General features: G+C 63.3%; 22 protein-coding genes. 15 read left to right on the top strand and 7 right to left on the bottom strand.

Annotated elements, in window-relative coordinates; genetic code table 11:
- Window positions 1-30: 30 nt before the first annotated feature.
- The 11 genes from SynA1562_RS09990 to SynA1562_RS09945 all read left to right on the top strand — a co-directional run bounded on the left by SynA1562_RS09990 (window position 31) and on the right by SynA1562_RS09945 (window position 12,345).
- Complete coding sequence (locus SynA1562_RS09990; protein ID WP_006851054.1) at window positions 31-1,935, top strand: DNA-directed RNA polymerase subunit gamma; 1,905 nt, start codon at window positions 31-33, stop codon at window positions 1,933-1,935.
- A gap of 47 nt (window positions 1,936-1,982) precedes the next feature.
- Complete coding sequence (locus SynA1562_RS09985; protein WP_186493744.1) at window positions 1,983-6,071, top strand: DNA-directed RNA polymerase subunit beta'; 4,089 nt, start codon at window positions 1,983-1,985, stop codon at window positions 6,069-6,071.
- Between the two features lie 35 nt (window positions 6,072-6,106).
- Window positions 6,107-6,259 (top strand): hypothetical protein, encoded by a 153-nt coding sequence (locus SynA1562_RS09980; RefSeq protein WP_006850847.1) that lies wholly within the window; start codon window positions 6,107-6,109, stop codon window positions 6,257-6,259.
- A complete protein-coding gene (rlmN, locus tag SynA1562_RS09975; RefSeq protein WP_186493743.1) occupies window positions 6,256-7,314 on the top strand; it encodes a 23S rRNA (adenine(2503)-C(2))-methyltransferase RlmN in 1,059 nt (352 codons plus the stop codon). The genes SynA1562_RS09980 and rlmN overlap by 4 nt, the downstream gene beginning before the upstream one ends.
- A 54-nt stretch (window positions 7,315-7,368) precedes the next feature.
- The gene (locus tag SynA1562_RS09970; RefSeq protein ID WP_186493742.1) at window positions 7,369-9,123 is read left to right on the top strand and encodes a sodium:solute symporter family protein; all 1,755 of its coding nucleotides are present in this window, start codon (window positions 7,369-7,371) and stop codon (window positions 9,121-9,123) included.
- A 30-nt stretch (window positions 9,124-9,153) separates the two neighbouring features.
- Window positions 9,154-9,279 carry a hypothetical protein gene (locus tag SynA1562_RS13085; RefSeq protein WP_011365010.1) on the top strand — a complete coding sequence of 42 codons (126 nt, stop codon included), beginning with the start codon at window positions 9,154-9,156 and terminating at the stop codon, window positions 9,277-9,279.
- Between the two features lie 30 nt (window positions 9,280-9,309).
- On the top strand, window positions 9,310-10,122 hold the full coding sequence (locus SynA1562_RS09965; protein ID WP_115080885.1) for a HEAT repeat domain-containing protein: 813 nt from the start codon (window positions 9,310-9,312) through the stop codon (window positions 10,120-10,122).
- Window positions 10,123-10,196: 74 nt separating this feature from the next.
- Complete coding sequence (locus tag SynA1562_RS09960) at window positions 10,197-10,400, top strand: DUF2997 domain-containing protein (RefSeq protein ID WP_186493741.1); 204 nt, start codon at window positions 10,197-10,199, stop codon at window positions 10,398-10,400.
- On the top strand, window positions 10,400-10,792 hold the full coding sequence (locus SynA1562_RS09955) for a DUF1257 domain-containing protein (RefSeq protein WP_186493740.1): 393 nt from the start codon (window positions 10,400-10,402) through the stop codon (window positions 10,790-10,792). Before SynA1562_RS09960 ends, SynA1562_RS09955 begins: the two co-directional genes overlap by 1 nt.
- Window positions 10,793-10,795: 3 nt before the next feature.
- Window positions 10,796-11,146 (top strand): ferredoxin, encoded by a 351-nt coding sequence (locus tag SynA1562_RS09950; RefSeq protein WP_244272378.1) that lies wholly within the window; start codon window positions 10,796-10,798, stop codon window positions 11,144-11,146.
- Window positions 11,146-12,345: an aldo/keto reductase gene (locus SynA1562_RS09945; RefSeq protein WP_186493739.1), complete on the top strand. Its 1,200-nt coding sequence runs from the start codon at window positions 11,146-11,148 to the stop codon at window positions 12,343-12,345. Before SynA1562_RS09950 ends, SynA1562_RS09945 begins: the two co-directional genes overlap by 1 nt.
- A gap of 9 nt (window positions 12,346-12,354) precedes the next feature.
- Here SynA1562_RS09945 and rsmG read toward each other — a convergent pair whose 3' ends face one another.
- Window positions 12,355-13,086, bottom strand: coding sequence for a 16S rRNA (guanine(527)-N(7))-methyltransferase RsmG (rsmG, locus tag SynA1562_RS09940; protein ID WP_186493738.1), 732 nt, complete (start codon window positions 13,084-13,086; stop codon window positions 12,355-12,357).
- A 25-nt stretch (window positions 13,087-13,111) separates the two neighbouring features.
- Here rsmG and SynA1562_RS09935 point away from each other — a divergent pair, with 25 nt between their 5' ends.
- Window positions 13,112-13,651, top strand: coding sequence for a J domain-containing protein (locus SynA1562_RS09935; RefSeq protein WP_186493737.1), 540 nt, complete (start codon window positions 13,112-13,114; stop codon window positions 13,649-13,651).
- Window positions 13,593-13,865, top strand: coding sequence for a DUF3143 domain-containing protein (locus tag SynA1562_RS09930; protein ID WP_255445639.1), 273 nt, complete (start codon window positions 13,593-13,595; stop codon window positions 13,863-13,865). Before SynA1562_RS09935 ends, SynA1562_RS09930 begins: the two co-directional genes overlap by 59 nt.
- A gap of 11 nt (window positions 13,866-13,876) precedes the next feature.
- Here SynA1562_RS09930 and bioA read toward each other — a convergent pair whose 3' ends face one another.
- A complete protein-coding gene (bioA, locus tag SynA1562_RS09925; protein ID WP_186493736.1) occupies window positions 13,877-15,175 on the bottom strand; it encodes an adenosylmethionine--8-amino-7-oxononanoate transaminase in 1,299 nt (432 codons plus the stop codon).
- Between the two features lie 31 nt (window positions 15,176-15,206).
- Between bioA and SynA1562_RS09920 the strand changes: the two genes are divergently transcribed.
- Entirely contained in the window at window positions 15,207-15,467 is a 261-nt protein-coding gene (locus SynA1562_RS09920) for a hypothetical protein (RefSeq protein WP_255445638.1), read from the top strand.
- Between the two features lie 4 nt (window positions 15,468-15,471).
- Here SynA1562_RS09920 and SynA1562_RS09915 read toward each other — a convergent pair whose 3' ends face one another.
- The 5 genes from SynA1562_RS09915 to SynA1562_RS09895 are packed head-to-tail and all read right to left on the bottom strand — an operon-like array spanning window position 15,472 to window position 18,851.
- Window positions 15,472-15,627: a hypothetical protein gene (locus SynA1562_RS09915; RefSeq protein ID WP_186493734.1), complete on the bottom strand. Its 156-nt coding sequence runs from the start codon at window positions 15,625-15,627 to the stop codon at window positions 15,472-15,474.
- A complete protein-coding gene (gene bioD / locus SynA1562_RS09910) occupies window positions 15,624-16,283 on the bottom strand; it encodes a dethiobiotin synthase (RefSeq protein WP_186493733.1) in 660 nt (219 codons plus the stop codon). Before bioD ends, SynA1562_RS09915 begins: the two co-directional genes overlap by 4 nt.
- Complete coding sequence (locus SynA1562_RS09905; RefSeq protein ID WP_186493732.1) at window positions 16,280-17,044, bottom strand: methyltransferase; 765 nt, start codon at window positions 17,042-17,044, stop codon at window positions 16,280-16,282. The genes bioD and SynA1562_RS09905 overlap by 4 nt, the downstream gene beginning before the upstream one ends.
- Window positions 17,026-17,697: a serine aminopeptidase domain-containing protein gene (locus SynA1562_RS09900; RefSeq protein ID WP_255445637.1), complete on the bottom strand. Its 672-nt coding sequence runs from the start codon at window positions 17,695-17,697 to the stop codon at window positions 17,026-17,028. The genes SynA1562_RS09905 and SynA1562_RS09900 overlap by 19 nt, the downstream gene beginning before the upstream one ends.
- Before the next feature lie 14 nt (window positions 17,698-17,711).
- The gene (locus SynA1562_RS09895) at window positions 17,712-18,851 is read right to left on the bottom strand and encodes an 8-amino-7-oxononanoate synthase (RefSeq protein WP_186493730.1); all 1,140 of its coding nucleotides are present in this window, start codon (window positions 18,849-18,851) and stop codon (window positions 17,712-17,714) included.
- 55 nt (window positions 18,852-18,906) lie between these two features.
- Here SynA1562_RS09895 and SynA1562_RS09890 point away from each other — a divergent pair, with 55 nt between their 5' ends.
- Window positions 18,907-19,839: a bile acid:sodium symporter family protein gene (locus SynA1562_RS09890; protein WP_186495396.1), complete on the top strand. Its 933-nt coding sequence runs from the start codon at window positions 18,907-18,909 to the stop codon at window positions 19,837-19,839.
- Window positions 19,840-20,008: the final 169 nt, after the last annotated feature.

Below are 20,008 nucleotides of genomic sequence, written 5' to 3'. Positions count from 1 at the left end.
GATTCCCCGCTCCTTCTTCCTTAACCGTCAATGACCAACAGCAACCTCCGCACCGAGAACCACTTCGATTACGTCAAGATCACCCTCGCCTCACCCGACCGGGTGATGGAGTGGGGACAGCGCACCCTGCCCAACGGTCAGGTGGTCGGTGAGGTCACCAAGCCGGAGACCATCAACTACCGCACCCTCAAGCCCGAGATGGACGGGCTGTTCTGCGAAAAGATCTTTGGCCCTTCCAAAGATTGGGAATGCCACTGCGGCAAGTACAAGCGGGTGCGTCACCGGGGCATCGTTTGTGAACGCTGCGGTGTGGAGGTCACCGAGAGCCGCGTGCGTCGTCACCGCATGGGCTTCATCAAGCTGGCGGCACCCGTCTCCCACGTCTGGTACCTGAAGGGGATCCCCAGCTACGTGGCCATCCTGCTGGACATGCCCCTGCGGGATGTGGAGCAGATCGTCTACTTCAACTGCTATGTGGTGCTGGATCCCGGCGACCACAAAGACCTGAAGTACAAGCAGCTGCTCACGGAAGACGAGTGGCTGGAAATTGAAGATGAGATCTACGCCGAAGATTCCGAGATCGAGAACGAGCCCGTGGTGGGCATCGGTGCCGAGGCCCTCAAGCAACTGCTGGAAGATCTCACCCTCGATGAAGTGGCTGAGCAGCTGCGCGAGGAGATCAACGGCAGCAAGGGTCAGAAGCGCGCCAAGTTGATCAAGCGTCTGCGCGTGATCGACAACTTCATCGCCACCAACGCCCGTCCCGAGTGGATGGTGCTGGATGTAATCCCGGTGATTCCGCCCGACCTGCGCCCGATGGTGCAGCTCGACGGCGGTCGCTTCGCCACCAGCGATCTCAACGATCTCTACCGGCGGGTGATCAACCGCAACAACCGTCTGGCGAGGCTCCAGGAAATCCTGGCCCCTGAAATCATCGTCCGCAACGAGAAGCGGATGCTGCAGGAGGCCGTCGATGCCCTGATCGACAACGGCCGTCGCGGTCGCACCGTGGTGGGTGCCAACAACCGTCCGCTCAAGTCACTGAGCGACATCATTGAAGGCAAGCAGGGCCGCTTCCGTCAGAACCTGCTGGGTAAGCGGGTCGACTACTCCGGTCGTTCCGTGATCGTGGTGGGTCCGAAGCTGAAGATGCACCAGTGCGGTCTGCCCAAGGAGATGGCGATTGAGCTGTTCCAGCCCTTCGTGATCCACCGCCTGATCCGCCAGAACATCGTCAACAACATCAAAGCGGCCAAGAAGCTGATTCAGCGGGCCGACGATGAAGTGATGCAGGTGCTGCAGGAGGTGATCGACGGTCACCCGATCCTGCTAAACCGTGCTCCAACCCTGCACCGTCTCGGCATCCAGGCCTTCGAACCCAAGCTGGTTGATGGCCGCGCCATTCAGCTGCACCCCTTGGTCTGCCCAGCCTTCAACGCTGACTTCGACGGTGACCAGATGGCAGTCCACGTGCCCCTGGCCATCGAGGCGCAGACCGAGGCCCGCATGCTGATGCTGGCCAGCAACAACATCCTGTCGCCTGCAACCGGCGAGCCGATCATCACCCCGTCCCAGGATATGGTTCTTGGCTCCTACTACCTGACGGCGCTTCAACCCGGTGCCTCCAAGCCCGACTTCGGCGATCGCAGCTGCACTTTTGCCGGTCTGGAGGATGTCATCCATGCCTTCGAAGACAACCGGATCGGTCTGCACGACTGGGTGTGGGTCCGCTTCAACGGTGAAGTTCAGGACGATGAAGAGCTGGATGCGCCCAGCAAGAGCGAATCCCTCAGTGATGGAACGCGCATCGAAGAGTGGAGCTACCGCCGCGACCGTTTCGATGAAGACGGTGCCCTGATCAGCCGCTACATCCTCACCACTGTGGGCCGCGTGGTGATGAATCACACGATCATCGACGCGGTGGCCGCCGCCTGAATCAAGCCAGACGTCCTTCCTCCCTAACTCCTGATCCGCGCGCAGCCATGACCTCGTCCTCGAAATCCCGCAAGTCCAAATCCAGCAAAGCCTCTAAGGCCGCCAAAGAGGCTCCCGTGAGCGCATCGCGTCCGCTCTCGAAGACCCCACCGCCGTTCCGCAACCAGGTCATCGACAAGCGGGCCCTTAAGCAGCTCGTCGCCTGGTCCTACAAGAACCACGGCACGGCAGTGACGTCGTCCATGGCCGACAACCTCAAGGATCTCGGCTTCAAGTACGCCACCCAGGCGGCTGTGTCGATCTCTGTCGACGACCTCAAGGTGCCCGAGGCGAAAAAGGATCTGCTGGGCCAGGCCGAGGAACAGATCACGGCCACCGAAGAGCGCTACCGCTTGGGTGAAATCACCGAGGTGGAGCGTCACACCAAGGTGATCGACACCTGGACCGAGACCAACGAGCGTCTGGTGGATGCCGTTAAAAAGAACTTCGACGAGAACGCACCGCTGAACTCGGTGTGGATGATGGCCAACTCCGGTGCCCGGGGAAACATGTCCCAGGTGCGTCAGCTGGTGGGCATGCGCGGCCTGATGGCCAACCCGCAGGGTGAAATCATTGACCTTCCGATTCGCACCAACTTCCGTGAGGGTCTGACGGTCACCGAGTACGTCATTTCCTCCTACGGCGCCCGCAAGGGTCTGGTGGATACGGCGCTGCGCACCGCCGACTCCGGTTATCTCACCCGTCGTCTGGTGGACGTTGCCCAGGATGTGATCGTCCGTGAGGACGACTGCGGTACGACCCGCCACATCGTTGTGGATGCTGAGGACGGCAAATTCGGCAGTCGGCTTGTGGGTCGCCTGACCGCCGCCCAGGTGGTGAATGCCGATGGCGAAGTGCTGGCCGAGCGCGACACCGAAATCGATCCGCCTCTGTCCAAGTCCTTCGAGGCCGCTGGCGTCAAGGCCGTGAGTGTGCGTTCGCCGCTCACCTGTGAAGCCAACCGTTCCGTCTGCCGCAAGTGCTACGGCTGGGCACTGGCCCACAACGAACTGGTCGACCTGGGTGAAGCCGTCGGCATCATCGCGGCCCAGTCGATCGGTGAGCCTGGAACCCAGCTCACCATGCGGACCTTCCACACCGGTGGTGTGTCCACCGCTGAGACCGGTGTGGTCCGCTCCAAGGTGGCGGGCACCGTCGAGTTCGGCAGTAAGGCGCGGGTGCGCCCCTACCGCACACCCCACGGTGTGAATGCCCAACAGGCTGAGGTTGATTTCAACCTCACGATCAAGCCGTCCGGCAAGGGCAAGGCCCAGAAGATCGAAATCACCAACGGCTCGCTGTTGTTCGTCGACAACGGTGCTGAGATCGATGCCGACGTCACGGTGGCGCAGATCGCCGCTGGTGCGGTCAAGAAGAGTGTGGAGAAGGCCACCAAGGACGTGATCTGCGATCTGGCCGGCCAGGTGCGTTACGAGGAGGCGATCCAGCCCCGTGAGGTCACTGACCGCCAGGGCAACATCACCCTGAAGGCCCAGCGTCTTGGCCGGATGTGGGTGCTTTCCGGCGACGTCTACAACCTGCCGCCAAACGCTCAGCCCGTGGTCGGCGGCGAGACCCAGGTGACTGAGGGTCAGGTGCTGGCCGAAGCCAGCCAGCGGAGTGAGTATGGCGGTGAAGTGCGCCTGCGCGACTCCATCGGTGATTCCCGTGAGGTGCAGATCGTCACCACGGCGATGACCCTCAAGGACTTCAAACTGCTGGAGGAGTCCACCCACTCCGGTGAGATCTGGAATCTCGAGGCCAAAGACGGCACCCGTTACCGCCTCAACACCATCCCCGGCAGCAAGATCGGTTCCGGTGAGGTCATCGCTGAACTGGCGGATGACCGCTTCCGCACCGGCACAGGTGGTCTGGTGAAGTTCGCCCCTGGTCTAGCGATCAAGAAGGCCCGTTCCGCCAAGAACGGTTACGAAGTCAACAAGGGCGGCACCCTGCTGTGGATCCCCCAGGAGACCCACGAAATCAACAAGGACATCTCCCTCTTGATGATCACCGACGGTCAGTGGATCGAGGCCGGCACCGAGGTTGTCAAAGACATCTTCAGCCAAACCGCGGGCATCGTCACCGTCACCCAGAAGAACGACATCCTTCGCGAAATCATCGTCCGCAGTGGTGAGTTCCACCTCTGCACCGATGCCAAGGCACTGGAGCGTTTCGAGGGTGATGGTCAGATGGTCAACCCCGGCGAAGACATCGCCAAGGGGCTGTCCGTTGACACGATGAAGTACGTGCAGACGGTGGAGACCCCCGAAGGCAAGGGTCTGCTGCTGCGTCCGGTTGAGGAGTACACCATTCCCAATGAGGCCCAGCTGCCTGAGCTGTCCCATGTGAAGCAGGCCAATGGCCCTCACCTCGGCATCAAGGCCACCCAGCGTCTGGCGTTCAAGGACAACGAACTGATCAAGTCCGTTGAAGGTGTGGAGCTGCTCAAGACCCAGCTGCTGCTCGAGACCTTCGACACCACCCCGCAAATGACGGTGGATGTGGAGAAGGCTCCCGACAAGCGGGCCAAGACCATTTCCCGTCTGCGCCTCGTGATCCTTGAGTCGATCCTGGTGCGTCGCGACACCATGTCCGACTCCAGCCACGGCTCAACCCACACCGAGCTGCAGGTCGAAGATGGCGTGTCCGTGAAGGCTGGCGATGTCGTCGCCACCACGCAGATCCTCTGCAAGCAGGCCGGTCTGGCCCAGTTGCCCGAAGCCACGGAAGCCGACCCTGTGCGTCGGATGATCGTGGAACGCCCCGAAGACACCACCACCCTGAGCACCTCCGGCAAGCCGGTGGTGAGCGTTGGTCAGAGGATTGTCGATGGCGACGCCCTTGCCGACGGCGAAACCGCCAGCTGCTGTGGTGAGATCGAGGCCGTCAGCGGCAACAGCGTCACCCTGCGTCTGGGACGTCCCTACATGGTGTCGCCCGATTCCGTCCTGCACGTGCGTGATGGAGATCTGGTGCAGCGGGGTGATGGCCTGGCCCTGCTGGTGTTCGAACGCCAGAAGACCGGTGACATCGTTCAGGGTCTGCCCCGAATCGAGGAATTGCTGGAGGCCCGTCGCCCCCGTGAATCCGCGATTCTCTGCAAGAAGCCCGGCACCGTTGAGATTAAGCAGGGTGAAGACGACGAATCCCTCGCCGTCAATGTGATCGAATCCGATGACGCCATCGGTGAATATCCGATCCTGCTCGGCCGCAACATCATGGTGAGCGATGGCCAACAGGTCACCGCTGGTGAACTGCTGACCGATGGCCCGATCAACCCCCACGAGTTGCTCGAGTGCTACTTCGAAGATCTGCGCAGCCGCAAGCCTTTGATGGAGGCCGCCCAGGAGGCGATCGCCAACCTGCAGCACCGTCTGGTGACTGAGGTTCAGAATGTCTACAAATCCCAGGGCGTCTCGATTGACGACAAGCACATTGAGGTGATCGTCCGTCAGATGACCAGCAAGGTGCGGGTCGAAGATGCCGGCGACACCACCCTGTTGCCTGGTGAGCTGATCGAACTGCGTCAGGTGGAAGACACCAACCAGGCCATGGCGATCACCGGTGGTGCTCCCGCCGAGTTCACCCCGGTGCTGCTGGGTATCACCAAGGCGTCGCTTAACACCGACAGCTTCATCTCCGCCGCCTCCTTCCAGGAGACGACCCGGGTGCTCACCGAAGCCGCCATCGAGGGCAAGAGCGACTGGCTGCGCGGTCTCAAGGAGAACGTGATCATCGGTCGCCTGATTCCTGCAGGTACCGGCTTCAGCGGCTTCGAAGAAGAGCTGCAGAAGGAGGCTGGCCCCCACCCCGACATCCTTTCGGAGGATCCGGCCGGCTACCGCCGCATGCAGAACCTGCGTCCCGACTACACCGTCGACATGCCCCCTGCGGCCAGCGCCAGTGCGGTGCTGGATGACCCCAGTGATGCCGACCTCGAGGCTACCCGCACCCGCCACAACATCGACCCCTCGGCGAGCAATTTCGCCGCGTTCACCCGTCCGGATGCCGACAATGAGCTGAAGGAAGAGCAGGTGGTCGATGCTGAAGCCGTTGAGGGTCTTCAGGAAGAGGGCCTGCTCTCTGACGAATGAGCTCCGCTCAATCGTTCACCATTGCAGCCCCTTCCATGCTTGAGCCCACTGAGATCCCCAAGAGACGCCTGCCCAAATATGGGTTCCACACCCATACCGAGCGGCTGAATGGCCGTTTGGCCATGCTTGGTTTCATCGCCTTGATGGCGGTGGAGATCAAGCTTGGCCACGGTCTGCTGATCTGGTGACCCAGGCTCTGCTGGGTCGCAGCGCGGCCGAGCTGCAGGACTGGGCCGTCGCCCAGGGACAGAAGCCGTTCCGCGGCCGTCAGCTCCATGACTGGATCTATGCCAAGGGGGCTCGATCCCTGGCCGACATCACGGTCTTCCCCAAGACCTGGCGTGCCGCCCTGTTGGAGGGCGGCATCGATGTGGGCCGCCTGAAGGAAGTGCATCGTTCGGTGGCCACGGATGCCACCACGAAATTGCTGCTCTCCACCGAGGACGGCGAAACCATTGAAACCGTAGGGATTCCCACCGACCAACGGCTCACCGTCTGTGTCTCCAGCCAGGTGGGTTGTCCCATGGCCTGCCGCTTCTGCGCCACCGGCAAAGGGGGTTTGCAGCGTTCACTGCAGACCCACGAAATCGTGGATCAGGTGCTGAGTGTGCGTGAGGCGATGGACCGACGTCCCTCCCACATCGTGTTCATGGGCATGGGCGAGCCCCTGCTCAACAGCAGCGCTGTGCTGGAGGCGATCCGCTGCCTCAATGATGACCTCGGCATCGGTCAACGCCGTATCACCGTCAGCACGGTGGGTGTTCCGAAAACCTTGCCGCAACTCGCAGAACTGGCCATGCAGCGGTTGGGCCGCGCGCAGTTCACCCTGGCGGTGAGCCTCCATGCCCCCAACCAGCGGCTGCGCGAGGAGCTGATTCCCACAGCCCATGCCTACCCCTATGACGCTCTTCTCGAGGATTGTCGTCACTATCTGGATGTGACTGGTCGGCGGGTGAGTTTTGAGTACATCCTTCTCGGCGAACTCAACGATCAGCCCGAGCATGCTGCAGAGCTGGCGGATCGCGTTGGCGGTTTCCAGAGTCACGTGAACCTGATCGCCTACAACCCGATTGAGGAGGAGGAGTTCAAACGACCAACGCCGCAGCGGATCGAGGCGTTTCGTCGCGTTTTAGAACGACGCGGTGTAGCCGTGAGCCTCAGGGCCAGCCGGGGGCTCGATCAAAATGCGGCCTGTGGTCAGCTCCGGCGTCAGCAGATGGCTCCCCATTCATCCGGCAGCTAAAGGGTGGGCTGACGGACTTTCCCTCAGCAGACTGCTGAGGAACAGGGTCTGCGCATGACAGCGATCGATTGGCTGCTTCTCGCTGTTTACCTCGTTTTCACCCTGGTGTTGGGGTTGTGGCTGGCCCGCCGCAACAGTGGCGAGGACGATTATTTCGTGGCAGGCCGTCGTCTGAACGGTTGGTTGGCCGGCGCCTCGATGGCGGCCACGACCTTCTCCATCGACACGCCGCTCTACGTCGCCGGCCTGGTGGGTGCCCGCGGCCTGGCGGGCAACTGGGAGTGGTGGAGCTTTGGTCTGGCCCACGTGGCCATGGCGGTTGTGTTTGCACCCCTCTGGCGCCGCAGCGGTGTGCTCACCGACGCCGCCTTCACCGAGCTGCGCTACGGCGGCGGGGCGGCAGCTTGGTTGCGCGGCATCAAGGCTTTCCTGCTGGCCGTGCCTGTGAACTGCATCGGCATCGGCTATGCCTTCCTCGCTCTCCGCAAGGTGGTGGAAGCGCTGGGGCTGGTGTCGGGTCAACCGGCTGCGTTGGGACTGACGGACACGGTCTGGCTCTTAATGGTCGTGGCCCTGCTTGTGATGAGTTACACCGTGGCCGGTGGGCTCTGGGCCGTCGTGGTCACCGATCTGGTCCAGCTCGGGCTGGCGTTGGCGGGCGCCCTGGCCGTGGCCGCAGCTGCCCTCCATGCCGCAGGTGGGATGACAGCGCTGTTGGAGCAACTGCAGGCGCTGCAGCGGCCGGAGCTGCTGTCTCTGGTGCCCTGGACCTGGGATAACTCCGGCTTCCACTGGTTGCAGGGCAGTGGCATCAGCATCCCGATGTTCACGGCCTACATCGCTGTGCAGTGGTGGAGTTTCCGCCGCAGTGATGGGGGTGGCGAGTTCATTCAGCGCATGCTGGCCACCCGCGATGAGCAGCAGGCGCGGCTGGCGGGTTGGGTGTTTCTGGTGGTGAATTACCTCGTGCGCAGCTGGCTCTGGATCGTGGTCGCGTTGGCGGCCCTGGTGCTGTTGCCGGCCGGCGCTGATCTTGAGCTCGGTTATCCCGCCCTGGCCGTGCAACTGCTGCCCCCCGTGGCGCTCGGCCTGGTGGTGATCTCTCTGGTGGCGGCGTTCATGAGCACCGTGAGCACTTCGGTGAACTGGGGAGCCAGCTACCTCACCCACGACCTCTATCAGCGCTTTGTTCGCCCCTCCGCTGGTCCGCGGGAGCTGTTGCTGGTGGGACAACTCACCACGGTTTTGCTGCTCGTTCTTGGGGTGATCACCGCTTTGATCAGCGACAGCATCGGCACTGTGTTTCGGCTGGTGATCGCGATCGGGTCAGGCCCCGGTGTGGTTCTGGTGCTGCGCTGGTTCTGGTGGCGCGTGAACGCCGCGGCGGAGCTGTCGGCGATGCTCTGCGGGTTCTTTATTGGGGTGTTCACCTCGGTGGTGCCCCTGGTTCGGATTGAGGATTACGGGGTTCGCATTGCGGTGATCACCGGCCTTTCCGCTGTGGTCTGGTTGGCGGTGATGCTTTGCACACCGCCGGAATCGGACGCTGTTTTGGAGCGGTTTGTGCGGACGGTGCGTCCTCCGGGCCCCGGTTGGTCACGCCTGCGCCAGCGCTTCGGCGTCATGCCGATGGAGTCGTTGCCCGCCATGCTGCGGCGCTTCGTGCTGGCCTGTGGTGTGTTGTTTGGCGGCCTGCTCGGCACCGGAGGCTTCCTGTTGCATCAACAGTGGAGTGGCTGGATTGGTCTGTCGGTGCTGATCCTCTCGATCTGGCAGCTGCGGCGGCGTGTCGCTGCCGTGCCCTCTTGAGCAGAATGGCGCCTTGATTGGAGTGTTCCGGTGTCGTTTTTTCGTTCCACCCTTCTGCCGGCTCTGATTGTTCTTCTGTTTGCCCTGGCGTTGTTCGCTGTGAGTGCCCGCATCTGGCTTCCCGGTGACATGCTGGCTCCAGCTCCCATGGGTTGAGCCCTGGAATGGCTCCCGTAGCATCCCCGTATGACTGACGACCGCAGCCAACAGAAGGACCAGGGGCTGTCCAGCCTTTCTGTGGATCCTGATCTGCTGGCGCGTGAGCTGGCTGCGGAAGACGACGTTGATCCGCTTGACGCGATCCAGCTCGATGACGCCGAGCAGGATTCCTCTCTGAAGATTGCCCGGGCCTGTGACCAGGGTTTGATCTGGTTGCGTGGCAACCATGGAGAGCGGCTGCAGGGCCTGCAGGTGTTCTGTGAACACCGTGATCCCCGGTCGATTGCCCTGCTGCTGCCCTTGCTCCAGAACTCCTGTCCGGTGGAGCGGATGAGTGCTGTTTACGCCTTGGGCCGCAATCCATCGCCGCCGGCTGTTGAGCCGCTGCTGCAGCTGCTGCAGCTCGATGCCAATGCCTACGTCCGCAAGGCTGCGGCCTGGAGCCTTGGCAACTTCCCCGATGCTCCGGTGCTCAATCCGTTGATCCGGGCGCTGCAGACGGATGTCGCAGCGGTGCGCCTCTGGTGTCCAGGTTCCCTGGCGGAGGCCGGCAGCCGTTCCCCGGTCAAGGCCGACCCCGCGGCGGGGCAATTGCTTGTGAGTTTGCGCATCGACAGTGAAGCGGTGGTGCGCAGCAACTGCATCTGGGCTTTGGGCCGTTTGATGGATCAGCTGGTGCAGCCGCGGCAAGCCGAGATCGTTGAGGCTTTGGTGAGTGCCCTGCTCCATGACGGAGAGATCTCCGTGCGCGATGAGGCCAGAACCGCTCTCGAGCAGCTGGAGGATCCGCTGGTGCTGGAACGCCTGCAGGCGTTGATCAACGACGGTTTCATCCTGTAACTGGGCTGTGTAACGAGAAAGGCAACATTCGGAGGAGACCCCCACTAGATTGCTGCGCAAATCACGCTTTCTCAATGCCTCAAAAGACCATTCGCTTCACCATCCGTCCTGATGGTCGTGTGGAAGAGCAGGTCGAGGGTGTTGCAGGGGAAGCGTGCCAGCAGCTCACTGAAGAAGTGGAAGTTGCTCTTGGAACGGTTGAACGTCAGGAGTCCACATCCGAAGCGTTTCTGCAGCCTGAGGTCCAGTCCCAGTCTCTTCCCGCTCATTTGAACTGATGTCGCACTTCAGCACCGTCAAAACCGAACTGCGCCAGCTGGAGCCTCTGGTAAAAGCCCTCGAAGACATGGGCTATGCCCCCGATCAGGGTGAACGTCCTGTGCGTGGCTACCGCGGCCAGACCGTCACCGCTGATCTGGCCATTGCCGTGCAGGACGGTGGTGATATCGGCTTCCGCTGGAACAGCGCATCGGAGTCCTACGAGCTGGTCACCGACCTCGATCTGTGGAAGCAACAGATCCCCGTGGAACGTTTTCTCTCCAAGCTCACGCAGCGCTACGCCTTGAACACCGTGCTGACTGCCACCACCAAGGAAGGCTTTCAGGTCGCCGAGCAGACCCAAACAGAGGATGGTTCGATCGAACTCGTGGTGACCCGCTGGGACGCCTGAATCCTGGCTGATCCTTCGTCTCACGCCTTTTCCGCCCCCGCTCGGCCGCAGGAGCAGGCCACCGGTAGGGAACCCCTGCTCGGGGGAGACATGCGAGATCAGGCTGTCTGGGTGGATGAAGCCGTCTGCATCGGCTGTCGCTACTGCGCCCACGTGGCTGCGAACACCTTTGTTGTTGAGCCGCATTTGGGACGCTCAAGGGCCATCCGACAGGACGGTGACTCCACCGAATGCATTCAGGAGGCCATCGACACCTGTCCTGTGGATTGCATTCACTGGGTTCCCTTTGAATCGTTGGAAACGCTGCGGCAAAACCTGATTCGCCAGAATCTGCAACCGCGTCCACAGGGTTGATGGCGCTTCCCACCCGTCGATTCGGCCGCACGGAGCTTGAGATCCCCCTGTTGTCTCTTGGGGGAATGCGCTTTCAGCAGAGCTGGACCGACCTTCCTGCTGATGAGATCACTTCTGCCTCCCAGACCCAGCTCGAGACGACCCTGAAGCGCGCGGTGGATCTGGGTTTTCACCACGTGGAAACGGCGCGGCACTACGGCAGCTCCGAGCGTCAGCTGGGTTGGGCCCTGCCGCGCTCACCCGACCCCTCCCGTCTGCTGCAGAGCAAGGTGCCTCCTCGGCCCGATCCCGACGCCTTCGAAGCGGAACTGGAGCTCAGTTTTGAGCGGCTGGGCTGTGATCGTCTGGATTTACTGGCCATCCATGGCATCAACCTGCCGGAGCATCTCGAGCAGACCCTTCAGCCCGGGGGCTGCATGGAGGTGGTGCGCCGCTGGCAGGCGGAGGGTCGCATTGGTCACGTGGGCTTCTCCACCCATGGCCCCACAGCCTTGATCGCAGAGGCCTGCGACTCCGGTGCCTTCGATTACGTGAATCTGCACTGGTATTACATCCGCCAGGACAACGGTCCCGCCTTGGATGCGGCCCGCCGTCAGGACATGGGGGTGTTCATCATCAGCCCTACCGACAAGGGCGGTCATCTGCATACGCCATCCCAACGGCTGATGGAGCTGTGTTCACCGCTGCATCCCATCGTCTTCAACGACCTGTTCTGTCTCCAGGATCCGCGGGTTCACACCATCAGCGTGGGAGCGGCCCGGCCGGAGGATCTCGAGCTTCACATGGAGGCGTTGCAGCGGCTGCCGGAGGCAGCATCCTTGATTGCTCCTGTGGATCAGCGGCTTCGGCAAGCGGCCGATGAAGCGCTGGGTCGTGACTGGATGGCCACCTGGTCCGTCGGGCTGCCGCCTTGGCATGCGACGCCTGGGGAGATCAACTTGCCGGTGTTGCTTTGGTTGTACAACCTGCTGGAGGCCTGGGATCTCGAGAGTTATGCCAAGGCCCGCTATGGGTTGTTGGGCTCCGGAGGCCATTGGTTCGCTGGGGCCAATGCCGATGGCTTGGATGGGGAGGTCAGTGCCGAAGAGCTGCAGAGCGTCCTGCAAGAGAGCCCATGGCGTGAGCGCATCCCGGAGATTCTGCGCAGCCTCAAGCACCGGCTTAAGGGGGAAGCCCAGATGCGCTTGTCGAGCGTCTGAGCGTTCCTCTTAGCTCCCAAGAGGATCCCGGCTGGGCGTGCCCACGGCCCTTGGATAGCGGCGGGGGCAGGGGCCGTTTGGTTGCACCCGCAGCAGATGACGTGTGCCGCGATCACTGGGTAGTTGCTGGTGCTGCACCTCGACTAAACGGGCCTGGAGCAGATCCAGGGCCTTGTTGAACGGCACGGCATCGCTGTCAGTCCACTGGCCCCGATACAGCAGGGCCTGGCCGTCGGTTTTCAGCAAGGGCACCAGGTATTCGGCCACCACTGGAGCGGCCGCTACAGCCCGGGCCACGGCACGATCAAAGCTGCCGCGGAAGTGGCGATCGCGCCCGGTGGTTTCGATCCGCTCGGTGCGGACCTGCACCCGATCGGAAAGCCCCAGGCTGCTGGCCATGGCCTCCACGGCGGCGATCTTGCGCCCGACGGAATCCAGCAGGGTCACCTGTGCCTGGGGAAGGGCAATGGCGATGGCGATGCCGGGGAAGCCTCCCCCGGTTCCCACATCAATCCAGTGCTGCGGCTCGTCCGCTGACTGGAGTTCCCCCGCCAGCGGCCAGAGGCTGTCGAAGACCTGACCAATCCAGAAATCGTCGCCGTTCACCAGGCGCGTCAGGTTGACCTGTTCATTCCAGCTCTGAAGCAGGCCTTGAAGTTCCACCAGCTGGTCGCACTGCGCTTGCGATGGCTGCCATCCCAGGGCGTCCCAGAACGCCGGTTCAGGCGCGGTGGCGGCCATGGCTGCAGCAATAACTCTCCTTAGGATGAAGGACCGGCCGTCCCCTGTGTCCGAAGCCCGCCCCAGCCATCACGAACGGCTTGGCGTGCGCCCCGGGGTTGACGCTGAAACCTTGCGCCAGGCCTTTCGACGCCAGTCCAAGGCCTTGCATCCCGACACCACTCAACTGCCTCCCGAGCAGGCAAGCATTGCTTTTCAGGAGCTCAAGGAGTCTTACGACGTTCTGCTGCGCCAGAGCCAAGCAAGCTTCAGTCTTGGCGCCCAGGCGCCGTCATCGCCCTCGCCCCTTCAGCGTCAGGCCCGCCCGGATGCCTGGCAGGGCATTGGTCAACGGAGGCCCCTCTCCGGTGGGGAATGGTTCTCGTTGGTGCTGTTGAGCATCGCGCTGTTGCTCAGCCTGGTGCTGGGCTTGGGGGTGGCGCTTGCCCAGGGCCGCGACTGGCAGGTGTCGCCGAGTTGGCTGGCGGATGAGCAGACTCAGAACACATCCGTGCGTTCACAACCTGATGGTCGCCCTGCCCCCGGAGAGCACCCCGCTGAATCAGCACTCTCTCCCGGCGCTTGAGGCCTGGCTTCAGCAGCTGGGTGCCGTCCGTATGGACGACACCCCCTGCCAGTGGATGCTCGAGCGTTCTGAGTGGAGGGCGTTGTTGCTGCTGGAACGGGAGGACCTCAAAGTGATCTGGCACCCCGGTTCCCTGGAGGCGATGCTGCAGTGCTCGTTGCCCTATGGCCTTTCCAGGGCCGATGTCGAGGCGGCGATTCAGGCGGGTCCATGAGGCCCCAAGGTTTAGAGCTGATCGAGGGCCTTTTCCAGCACCGAATAGCAGCGTTCCAGCTGGGCATCGCTGATGCAGAGCGGTGGCAGCAGATAGACCACCTGGCCCAGGGGGCGGAGGAAGACGCCGTTCTCCATCGCCAGCCGTTTCAGCTTTGGCCCCGCCGGGTTGAGGTAGCCCGAGCTTCCCTCCACCACGAGATCGAAGCCGGCCACCGTCCCCGTCAGCCTGGGGTGTTGCACCTTCCGATGGCGCGCCAACCGTTCGAGGTGCGGACGATGCCGTTGTTCGAACTGTTGAAAAGCAGCGGGGTTGCGCTCCAGCAGGTCGAGGCTGGCGTTGGCCGCGGCGCAGCCCAGCGGATTGGCCGTGAAGCTGTGGCCGTGCCAGAGGGTCAGGCAGGGGTCGTCACCCACGAAGGCTTCGAACACCGCTTCGCTGGCCATGGTCACGCCCATCGGTAGACATCCACCCGTCAAGCCTTTGGACAGCGCCATCAGATCCGGCCGGATGCCTGCCCGCCGGCTGGCGAACCAGTCGCCGCAGCGTCCGAAGCCGGTGAGCACTTCATCGGCGATCAGCAATGCTCCCGCCTGACGGGTGCGTGCCTCCACCTGTCGCAGAAACTCGGGCCGCACCATCGCCATGCCGCCGGCCCCCTGCAGCAGCGGCTCGAGGATTACCGCCGCTGTCGGTGTCTCCAGCACGCGCTCAAGCACCTCGAGTGCCGCCGATTCCTTGGTCTCCACGGCATCGTCATCCCACCAGGTGGCCGGCCATGGAACCCGGGCGACGGGAAAGAGCTTGTCTTCGAAGGGGGCGCTGAACAGGTTGCGTTCGCCAACGGCCATCGCCCCGAAGGTGTCGCCGTGGTACGCCCCGTCGAAGGCGACGATCTGATAGCGCGGTTGCCCTCGGTTGGCCCACCACTGGCAGGCAATTTTGAGCGCCACTTCCACCGCAGTGGAGCCATTGTCGGAGAAGAACAGCCGTTGTAGGCCGCAGATGCCGCTTAGGCGAACGGCCAGCTGTTCTGCAGGCTCATGGGTGAAGTCGGCAAAAATCACCTGCTCGAGGCGGGCGGCCTGATCGGCGATCGCCTTGGCCAACACCGGATGGGCATGGCCGTGCAGGGTGACCCACCAGCTGCTGATGGCATCGATCAGCGGTTCCCCCTGTTCACGGATCAGCAGAGCCCCGTCTCCAGACACCACCCGTTGGGCGTTGGCTGCGCTGGCCATCTGGGTGAAGGGGGGCCACAGATTTGGATGGCGGATTGACCCCATGGCAGCAGCGGCAGCTTTTGCCATATTGAATCTGGAGCTGATGGAGATGCCCCGGATGGCTGCCCCACGCACCCGTCGTCAATCCAAGCGTTTTGTTCCCACCACGCGGCCTGAGCCGTCGGCCAAACGTCGTTTCGTTGTCGCTGAGGGCGACTGGCAAGCGATTCGCAGTGATCTTGAGCTGCGGGGTTGGTCGTCGTCCCAACTGGAGGTGATCAAGGCTGAACTCAGTCACGGATGGCCGTTGCGGATCGCATTGCGTCATGCCGCAATGCGTCTGGGCACCTGCCCCACTGGTTCAAAGGCCCTGGGCTGAGTGGTCAGCGGCAAACGTCACTGTTCTTTTCCGCCTCTGTGGCAATGGCGCTGCAGTTCACCCAGCGCACCAGCTGCACCTCGATATCGGTGAACAGCACCAGAATCCCTACGCAGAGTGCTGAAACAACCAGGGTCGCAAGGGTTTGACGTGAAGTCACGGGGACGAGCGCTTCAACACTTCTCGGAATGTAGTGGTGAGATCCTGCTCGTCCCAAAGCCGCTCCAGAACCGTTGCTGAGAGCGAGGCCTGGGGGGGTAGCTGCGCCAGAACGGGGACGTCACCGAACTGCTTGAGGGTCCCCGGGTTGTCGGCATGGAGGGGACCGTTGAGGATCAGTCCCAACACAGTGAGATTTCGCCGTCTCAACGCTTCCAGGCTGAGCAGGGTGTGGTTGAGGGTGCCCAGTCCACTGCGGGCCACCAGAACGATGGGCAACTGCCACTCCACCAGTTGATCGATCTGGAGCCAGTTGCGGGTGAGAGGCACCATCAACCCTCCAGCCGTCTCAACAACTAGGGATCCCTGGTGCTGGGGAATGGCGAGTTGGGCTGGCTCGAGCGGCGTGTCGTCCAGTTCGGCGGCCCAGTGGGGGGAGACGGGCTCGTTGAAGGCATAGGCCTCGGGCAGCATCCGTTCCGGCGGGAGGTTCAACAGCTGCCGCACCCGTTCGCGGTCACCGCCGCCCTCCAGTCCGCTCTGTACCGGTTTCCAGTAGCTGGCCTGAAGCCCCTGCACGAGCCACGCACTCACCACGGTTTTCCCGACGTCCGTGTCGGTTCCGCACACCACCAGGCGACTGACGTTGTCGTTCATCGCTTCACCATCAGGACCCACATCCTCCAGGTCAGAGCGAAACCGGCTGATGCGTCGGCTTGGGGCCAAGCCCGGAAGACGGCCTTCCACTGGCCTGTTGAGAGCTGGCCACCGTTGGTAACGGAGGCGCCGATGCTGCTCATCGGGCGCAGCAGCCGCAGTGGATTGTCGGCGTGTTGGGTGAAGCTCAGGCACTCGTCCCGTTGCACCACGCCATCCGGCAGGGCCGCCATCAGTTGCTCCCGTACTGGCACGGATAAGGCCGTGCAGGCTTGATTCGCTGCCCGGGCGGCGTGCTGCCATTGAGGAAAACTCCCAGCCACCGGCACCGCCAGGGCCAGCCAGCCTCCCTCCGGGAGTGCATCCACCCAACGCCGAAGCTGCTGGGCTGGATCCGGCAACCAATGCAAAACAAAGCTGGAGGCCAGCAGTTGCGGAGGCTCACTCCAGTCCGGTAGCCCGCTGCTCAGGTCATGCCGCAGGGTGTGTGTTCCATGGGGGTGGCTGTTCAACATGGCGGTACTTCCGTCAAGGCGGATCACCTGCTGCCCCGGATGAGCGGTTTCCAGGGCTGCGGCTAGGTGACCGGTGCCGCTGCCCAGGTCAGCCCACAGGCCCCGCCGGATGGAGCAGCGACGGCTCAGTTGGGCCAGGCGCCAGGCCATGGCCCGTTGCAGCAACGCCTCGCCTGCGTAGGTCGGTGCTGCGCGACTGAAGCGCTCCAGTACCTGGTCGGGGCGAATCACAGGGCCCCCAGCCATTGCTGCACCACCGAGAGCACCGTTGGTGTGATCAGTGCGTGGCCCCAATTCGGATCCCGATGCAGGGTCAGCGGCTGCGTTCCAAGGTCATCGATCAGCTGCTGCGCTGACGCGGCGTGCACCACAGCGTCCCGTTCGCCCTGCACCACCAGCACAGGCACCGCTTCAGGCCAGCCCGTTGGCAGGCTCTTGCAGCGCGCCAGAAGCTCCAGATCCTGCTGCAGCCGCTGGCGCCCCAGGCTCGTCAAACCCTGCAGCAGGGGGGCTGGGGGCAGGGCGCTGCGGGCATGGGGTGAAGCGGCCTTCTCGAGGAAGTGTTCCAGCATCGTCAGTTCCTGGTCGGTGCCCAGGGCCGCCAGCATCCCCTTCAGAGCCGCCGCCACCGCGCGTCCTGCGCGCCCGTGGGGCACAAAGGCGCTGAAGCTGCCCAGCAGCACCACCGCATCGGCCTGCGCCAGAACAGCTGCAGGGAGCAGGTGCAGCCCCAGCGAGTGGGCGATCAACAGGTTGCGTCCTGAGCCGGGGGGCCATGCCGGAGCAACGGCTTCACCGCCGCTGTAGCCCCGGTCTGCGCTGGACCATTCTGCTCCCTCGTCTTCAAAGCGTTGACGCCAGTGGGACCAGGTGCCGGCCTGGCCAGCCCAACCATGCATCGCCAGGACCTGCATCATCGAGAGCCGAGGGCTGCGAGCAGTTGCTCCAATGTGCCCTCCGGCAGGTCCCGCCGCAGCACCAGGCGCAGGCGGGCAGTTCCCTCCGGCACGGTGGGCGGCCGGATCGCCACCGACAGCAGCCCCGCTTGCTCCAGCTTTTGCTGGAGGTCGAGCGCGTCCTGGTCGTCCCCGACCAAGAGGGGGAGCACGGGGCCATGCCCTGCTGGTTTCGGCCAGCCCTGTTTCGCCAGCGCCGTCCTCCAATGTTCTGAGCGCTGGCGCAGCTCGCTTCCCCATTTGGGGTGGGCTTGGATCAAGCGCAGGGCCGCCTGGGCTCCTGCCACCAGCGGTGGGGCCAGGGCCGTGGTGTAGCGGAAGGCCCCACTGGTTTGCAGCAGCCGCTCCATCGTGGTGTGGTCCCCAGCCAGAAACGCACCTCCGCTGCCGAAGGCCTTGCCGAAGGTGCCGCACACCAAGGTCACAGGCCGTTGGAGTCCATGGCAAAGCCCGCGGCCGCCAGGCCCCAGCACCCCCAGGCCATGGGCTTCGTCCACCAGCAGTTGTGCACCGTGGTGGGCACAAAGTTCAGCCATGCCCTGCAGATCAGGGCTGGTGCCCTCCATGCTGAACAGGCTTTCGGTCACCACCAGAGAAGGGGTCCTGGCGTCCTTGAGCCGCTGCAGCCGCTGACCGAGATCTTCAAGATCGTTGTGGGCAAAGCGTTGCAGCCTCGCTCCACTGGTGCGAATGCCCGCCAGCAGCGAGTGGTGGATCAGCCGGTCCACCAACACCGTGGTGTGCCTGTCACTCAGGGCCGTTAAGGCAGCGATGTTGGCTTGAAATCCGCTGGGGAACAGCAGCACCCGGTCTCGGTTCAACCAGGTGGCGAGGGCTGCCTCCAACTCCAGATGGCGTGGTCGGGTTCCGGTGATCAGGCGAGATCCACCGGCACCGACGCCATCGGAGGCCATGGCCTGCGTTGCCCCTGCGATCACGTCGGGATGGCGGCTGAGCCCGAGGTAGTCGTTGCTCGCCAGATCAACGAGCTGGCCGGCTCCGGCGGGATCCTGCAGCTGCCAGGGCTCTTGGCCGGAATTCAAGCTCCGCAGGCGGCGTCGGCGGGCTGGAGGGATGGGAGAAGCGTGGTCCAGCATCACAACAGTCTGGAACCCCCCCCTGATCGAGGATGGCCTCAATCCTCTGATCGTCATGACCTGGGAGCGTTTCACGCTGCTGTTTCCGCTTTGGACGTTGCTGGGAGCTTTGCTGGCATTGCTCCATCCTCCGCTGTTCATCTGGTTCAAGGGGCCACTGATCGCCCTTGGACTCGGCGTGATCATGCTCGGCATGGGCGTCGGGCTGACACCCGCTGATTTCGTGCGGGTGGGTCGTCGCCCCCGCGCTGTGTTGCTGGGGGTGCTGCTGCAGTTCCTGGTGATGCCGGCCCTTGCCGCTGGGATCGCGGCGGCTCTGCACCTGCCTGCCCCGCTTGCAGTGGGCTTGATTCTGGTCGGCTGCTGCCCAGGGGGGACCGCCAGCAATGTGGTGGCTCTGATCGGCCGTGGCGATGTGGCGCTTTCGGTGGTCATGACCACGATCAGCACCCTGACGGCGGTGGTGTTAACCCCCCGTCTCACCCAGGTGTTGGCCAGCCAGTACGTGCCGGTGGACGGTTGGGCCCTGTTCCTGGCCGTGCTTCAGGTGGTGTTGCTGCCCGTCACTATTGGGGTGCTGCTCAAGCGTGGCCTGCCCGGTGTGGCCCAGCGGATTGAGCCGGTGATGCCTCCCCTGGCAGTGATGGCCATCGTGATGATCGTCTCCAGCATCGTGGGCAGTCAGAGGGCTGTGCTGCTTCAGCAGGGGGCCGTGCTGATCCTGGCTTGCCTGCTGCTGCATGGCGGCGGCTTCCTTCTCGGCTGGCTGATTTCCCGGCTGGCGGGGCAGAGCGTGCAGGCCCAGCGCACCATCAGCATCGAGGTGGGCATGCAGAACTCAGGACTGGCCGTGGTGCTCGCCCGCAGTGGCGGGTTCGCCAATCCCCTTACGGCGTTGCCGGGTGCCATCTCTGCGGTGATTCACTGCCTGATCGGCAGCGCCCTTGCCGCCGTGTGGAGGCGCCAACCTTGCAGTAATTGCAGATGATCTGACAGGTAAGTGTTTATTTCGCTACCGGCGGTGATTGCAACCAGATTGCGACTAGTTGTCAGTTAACTGCCTGATACGCCTTCATAAAATCCCCGGAAGGACGGCCGCGATTCATAAAAACCCGTTACTTCCAAAGACATGATCACCAGGTGAGACTCGCTGGCTA

This window comes from Synechococcus sp. A15-62 (assembly GCF_014280075.1).
GTDB lineage: Bacteria > Cyanobacteriota > Cyanobacteriia > PCC-6307 > Cyanobiaceae > Parasynechococcus.
This window is presented reverse-complemented; position numbering and strand designations above follow the sequence as displayed.

Coding starts and splice junctions, on each gene's coding strand:
- SynA1562_RS09980 (WP_006850847.1), top strand. CDS start 6,107: ATGCTTGAGCCCACTGAGATCCCCAAGAGACGCCTGCCCAAATATGGG.
- bioA (WP_186493736.1), bottom strand. CDS start 15,175: ATGGCAAAAGCTGCCGCTGCTGCCATGGGGTCAATCCGCCATCCAAAT.
- SynA1562_RS09960 (WP_186493741.1), top strand. CDS start 10,197: ATGCCTCAAAAGACCATTCGCTTCACCATCCGTCCTGATGGTCGTGTG.
- SynA1562_RS09965 (WP_115080885.1), top strand. CDS start 9,310: ATGACTGACGACCGCAGCCAACAGAAGGACCAGGGGCTGTCCAGCCTT.
- SynA1562_RS09930 (WP_255445639.1), top strand. CDS start 13,593: ATGGTCGCCCTGCCCCCGGAGAGCACCCCGCTGAATCAGCACTCTCTC.
- SynA1562_RS09990 (WP_006851054.1), top strand. CDS start 31: ATGACCAACAGCAACCTCCGCACCGAGAACCACTTCGATTACGTCAAG.
- SynA1562_RS09945 (WP_186493739.1), top strand. CDS start 11,146: ATGGCGCTTCCCACCCGTCGATTCGGCCGCACGGAGCTTGAGATCCCC.
- SynA1562_RS09890 (WP_186495396.1), top strand. CDS start 18,907: ATGACCTGGGAGCGTTTCACGCTGCTGTTTCCGCTTTGGACGTTGCTG.
- SynA1562_RS09905 (WP_186493732.1), bottom strand. CDS start 17,044: ATGGCTGGGGGCCCTGTGATTCGCCCCGACCAGGTACTGGAGCGCTTC.
- bioD (WP_186493733.1), bottom strand. CDS start 16,283: ATGAACGACAACGTCAGTCGCCTGGTGGTGTGCGGAACCGACACGGAC.
- SynA1562_RS09920 (WP_255445638.1), top strand. CDS start 15,207: ATGGCTGCCCCACGCACCCGTCGTCAATCCAAGCGTTTTGTTCCCACC.
- SynA1562_RS09955 (WP_186493740.1), top strand. CDS start 10,400: ATGTCGCACTTCAGCACCGTCAAAACCGAACTGCGCCAGCTGGAGCCT.
- rsmG (WP_186493738.1), bottom strand. CDS start 13,086: ATGGCCGCCACCGCGCCTGAACCGGCGTTCTGGGACGCCCTGGGATGG.
- SynA1562_RS09935 (WP_186493737.1), top strand. CDS start 13,112: ATGAAGGACCGGCCGTCCCCTGTGTCCGAAGCCCGCCCCAGCCATCAC.
- SynA1562_RS09900 (WP_255445637.1), bottom strand. CDS start 17,697: ATGCATGGTTGGGCTGGCCAGGCCGGCACCTGGTCCCACTGGCGTCAA.
- SynA1562_RS09895 (WP_186493730.1), bottom strand. CDS start 18,851: ATGCTGGACCACGCTTCTCCCATCCCTCCAGCCCGCCGACGCCGCCTG.
- SynA1562_RS09985 (WP_186493744.1), top strand. CDS start 1,983: ATGACCTCGTCCTCGAAATCCCGCAAGTCCAAATCCAGCAAAGCCTCT.
- SynA1562_RS09970 (WP_186493742.1), top strand. CDS start 7,369: ATGACAGCGATCGATTGGCTGCTTCTCGCTGTTTACCTCGTTTTCACC.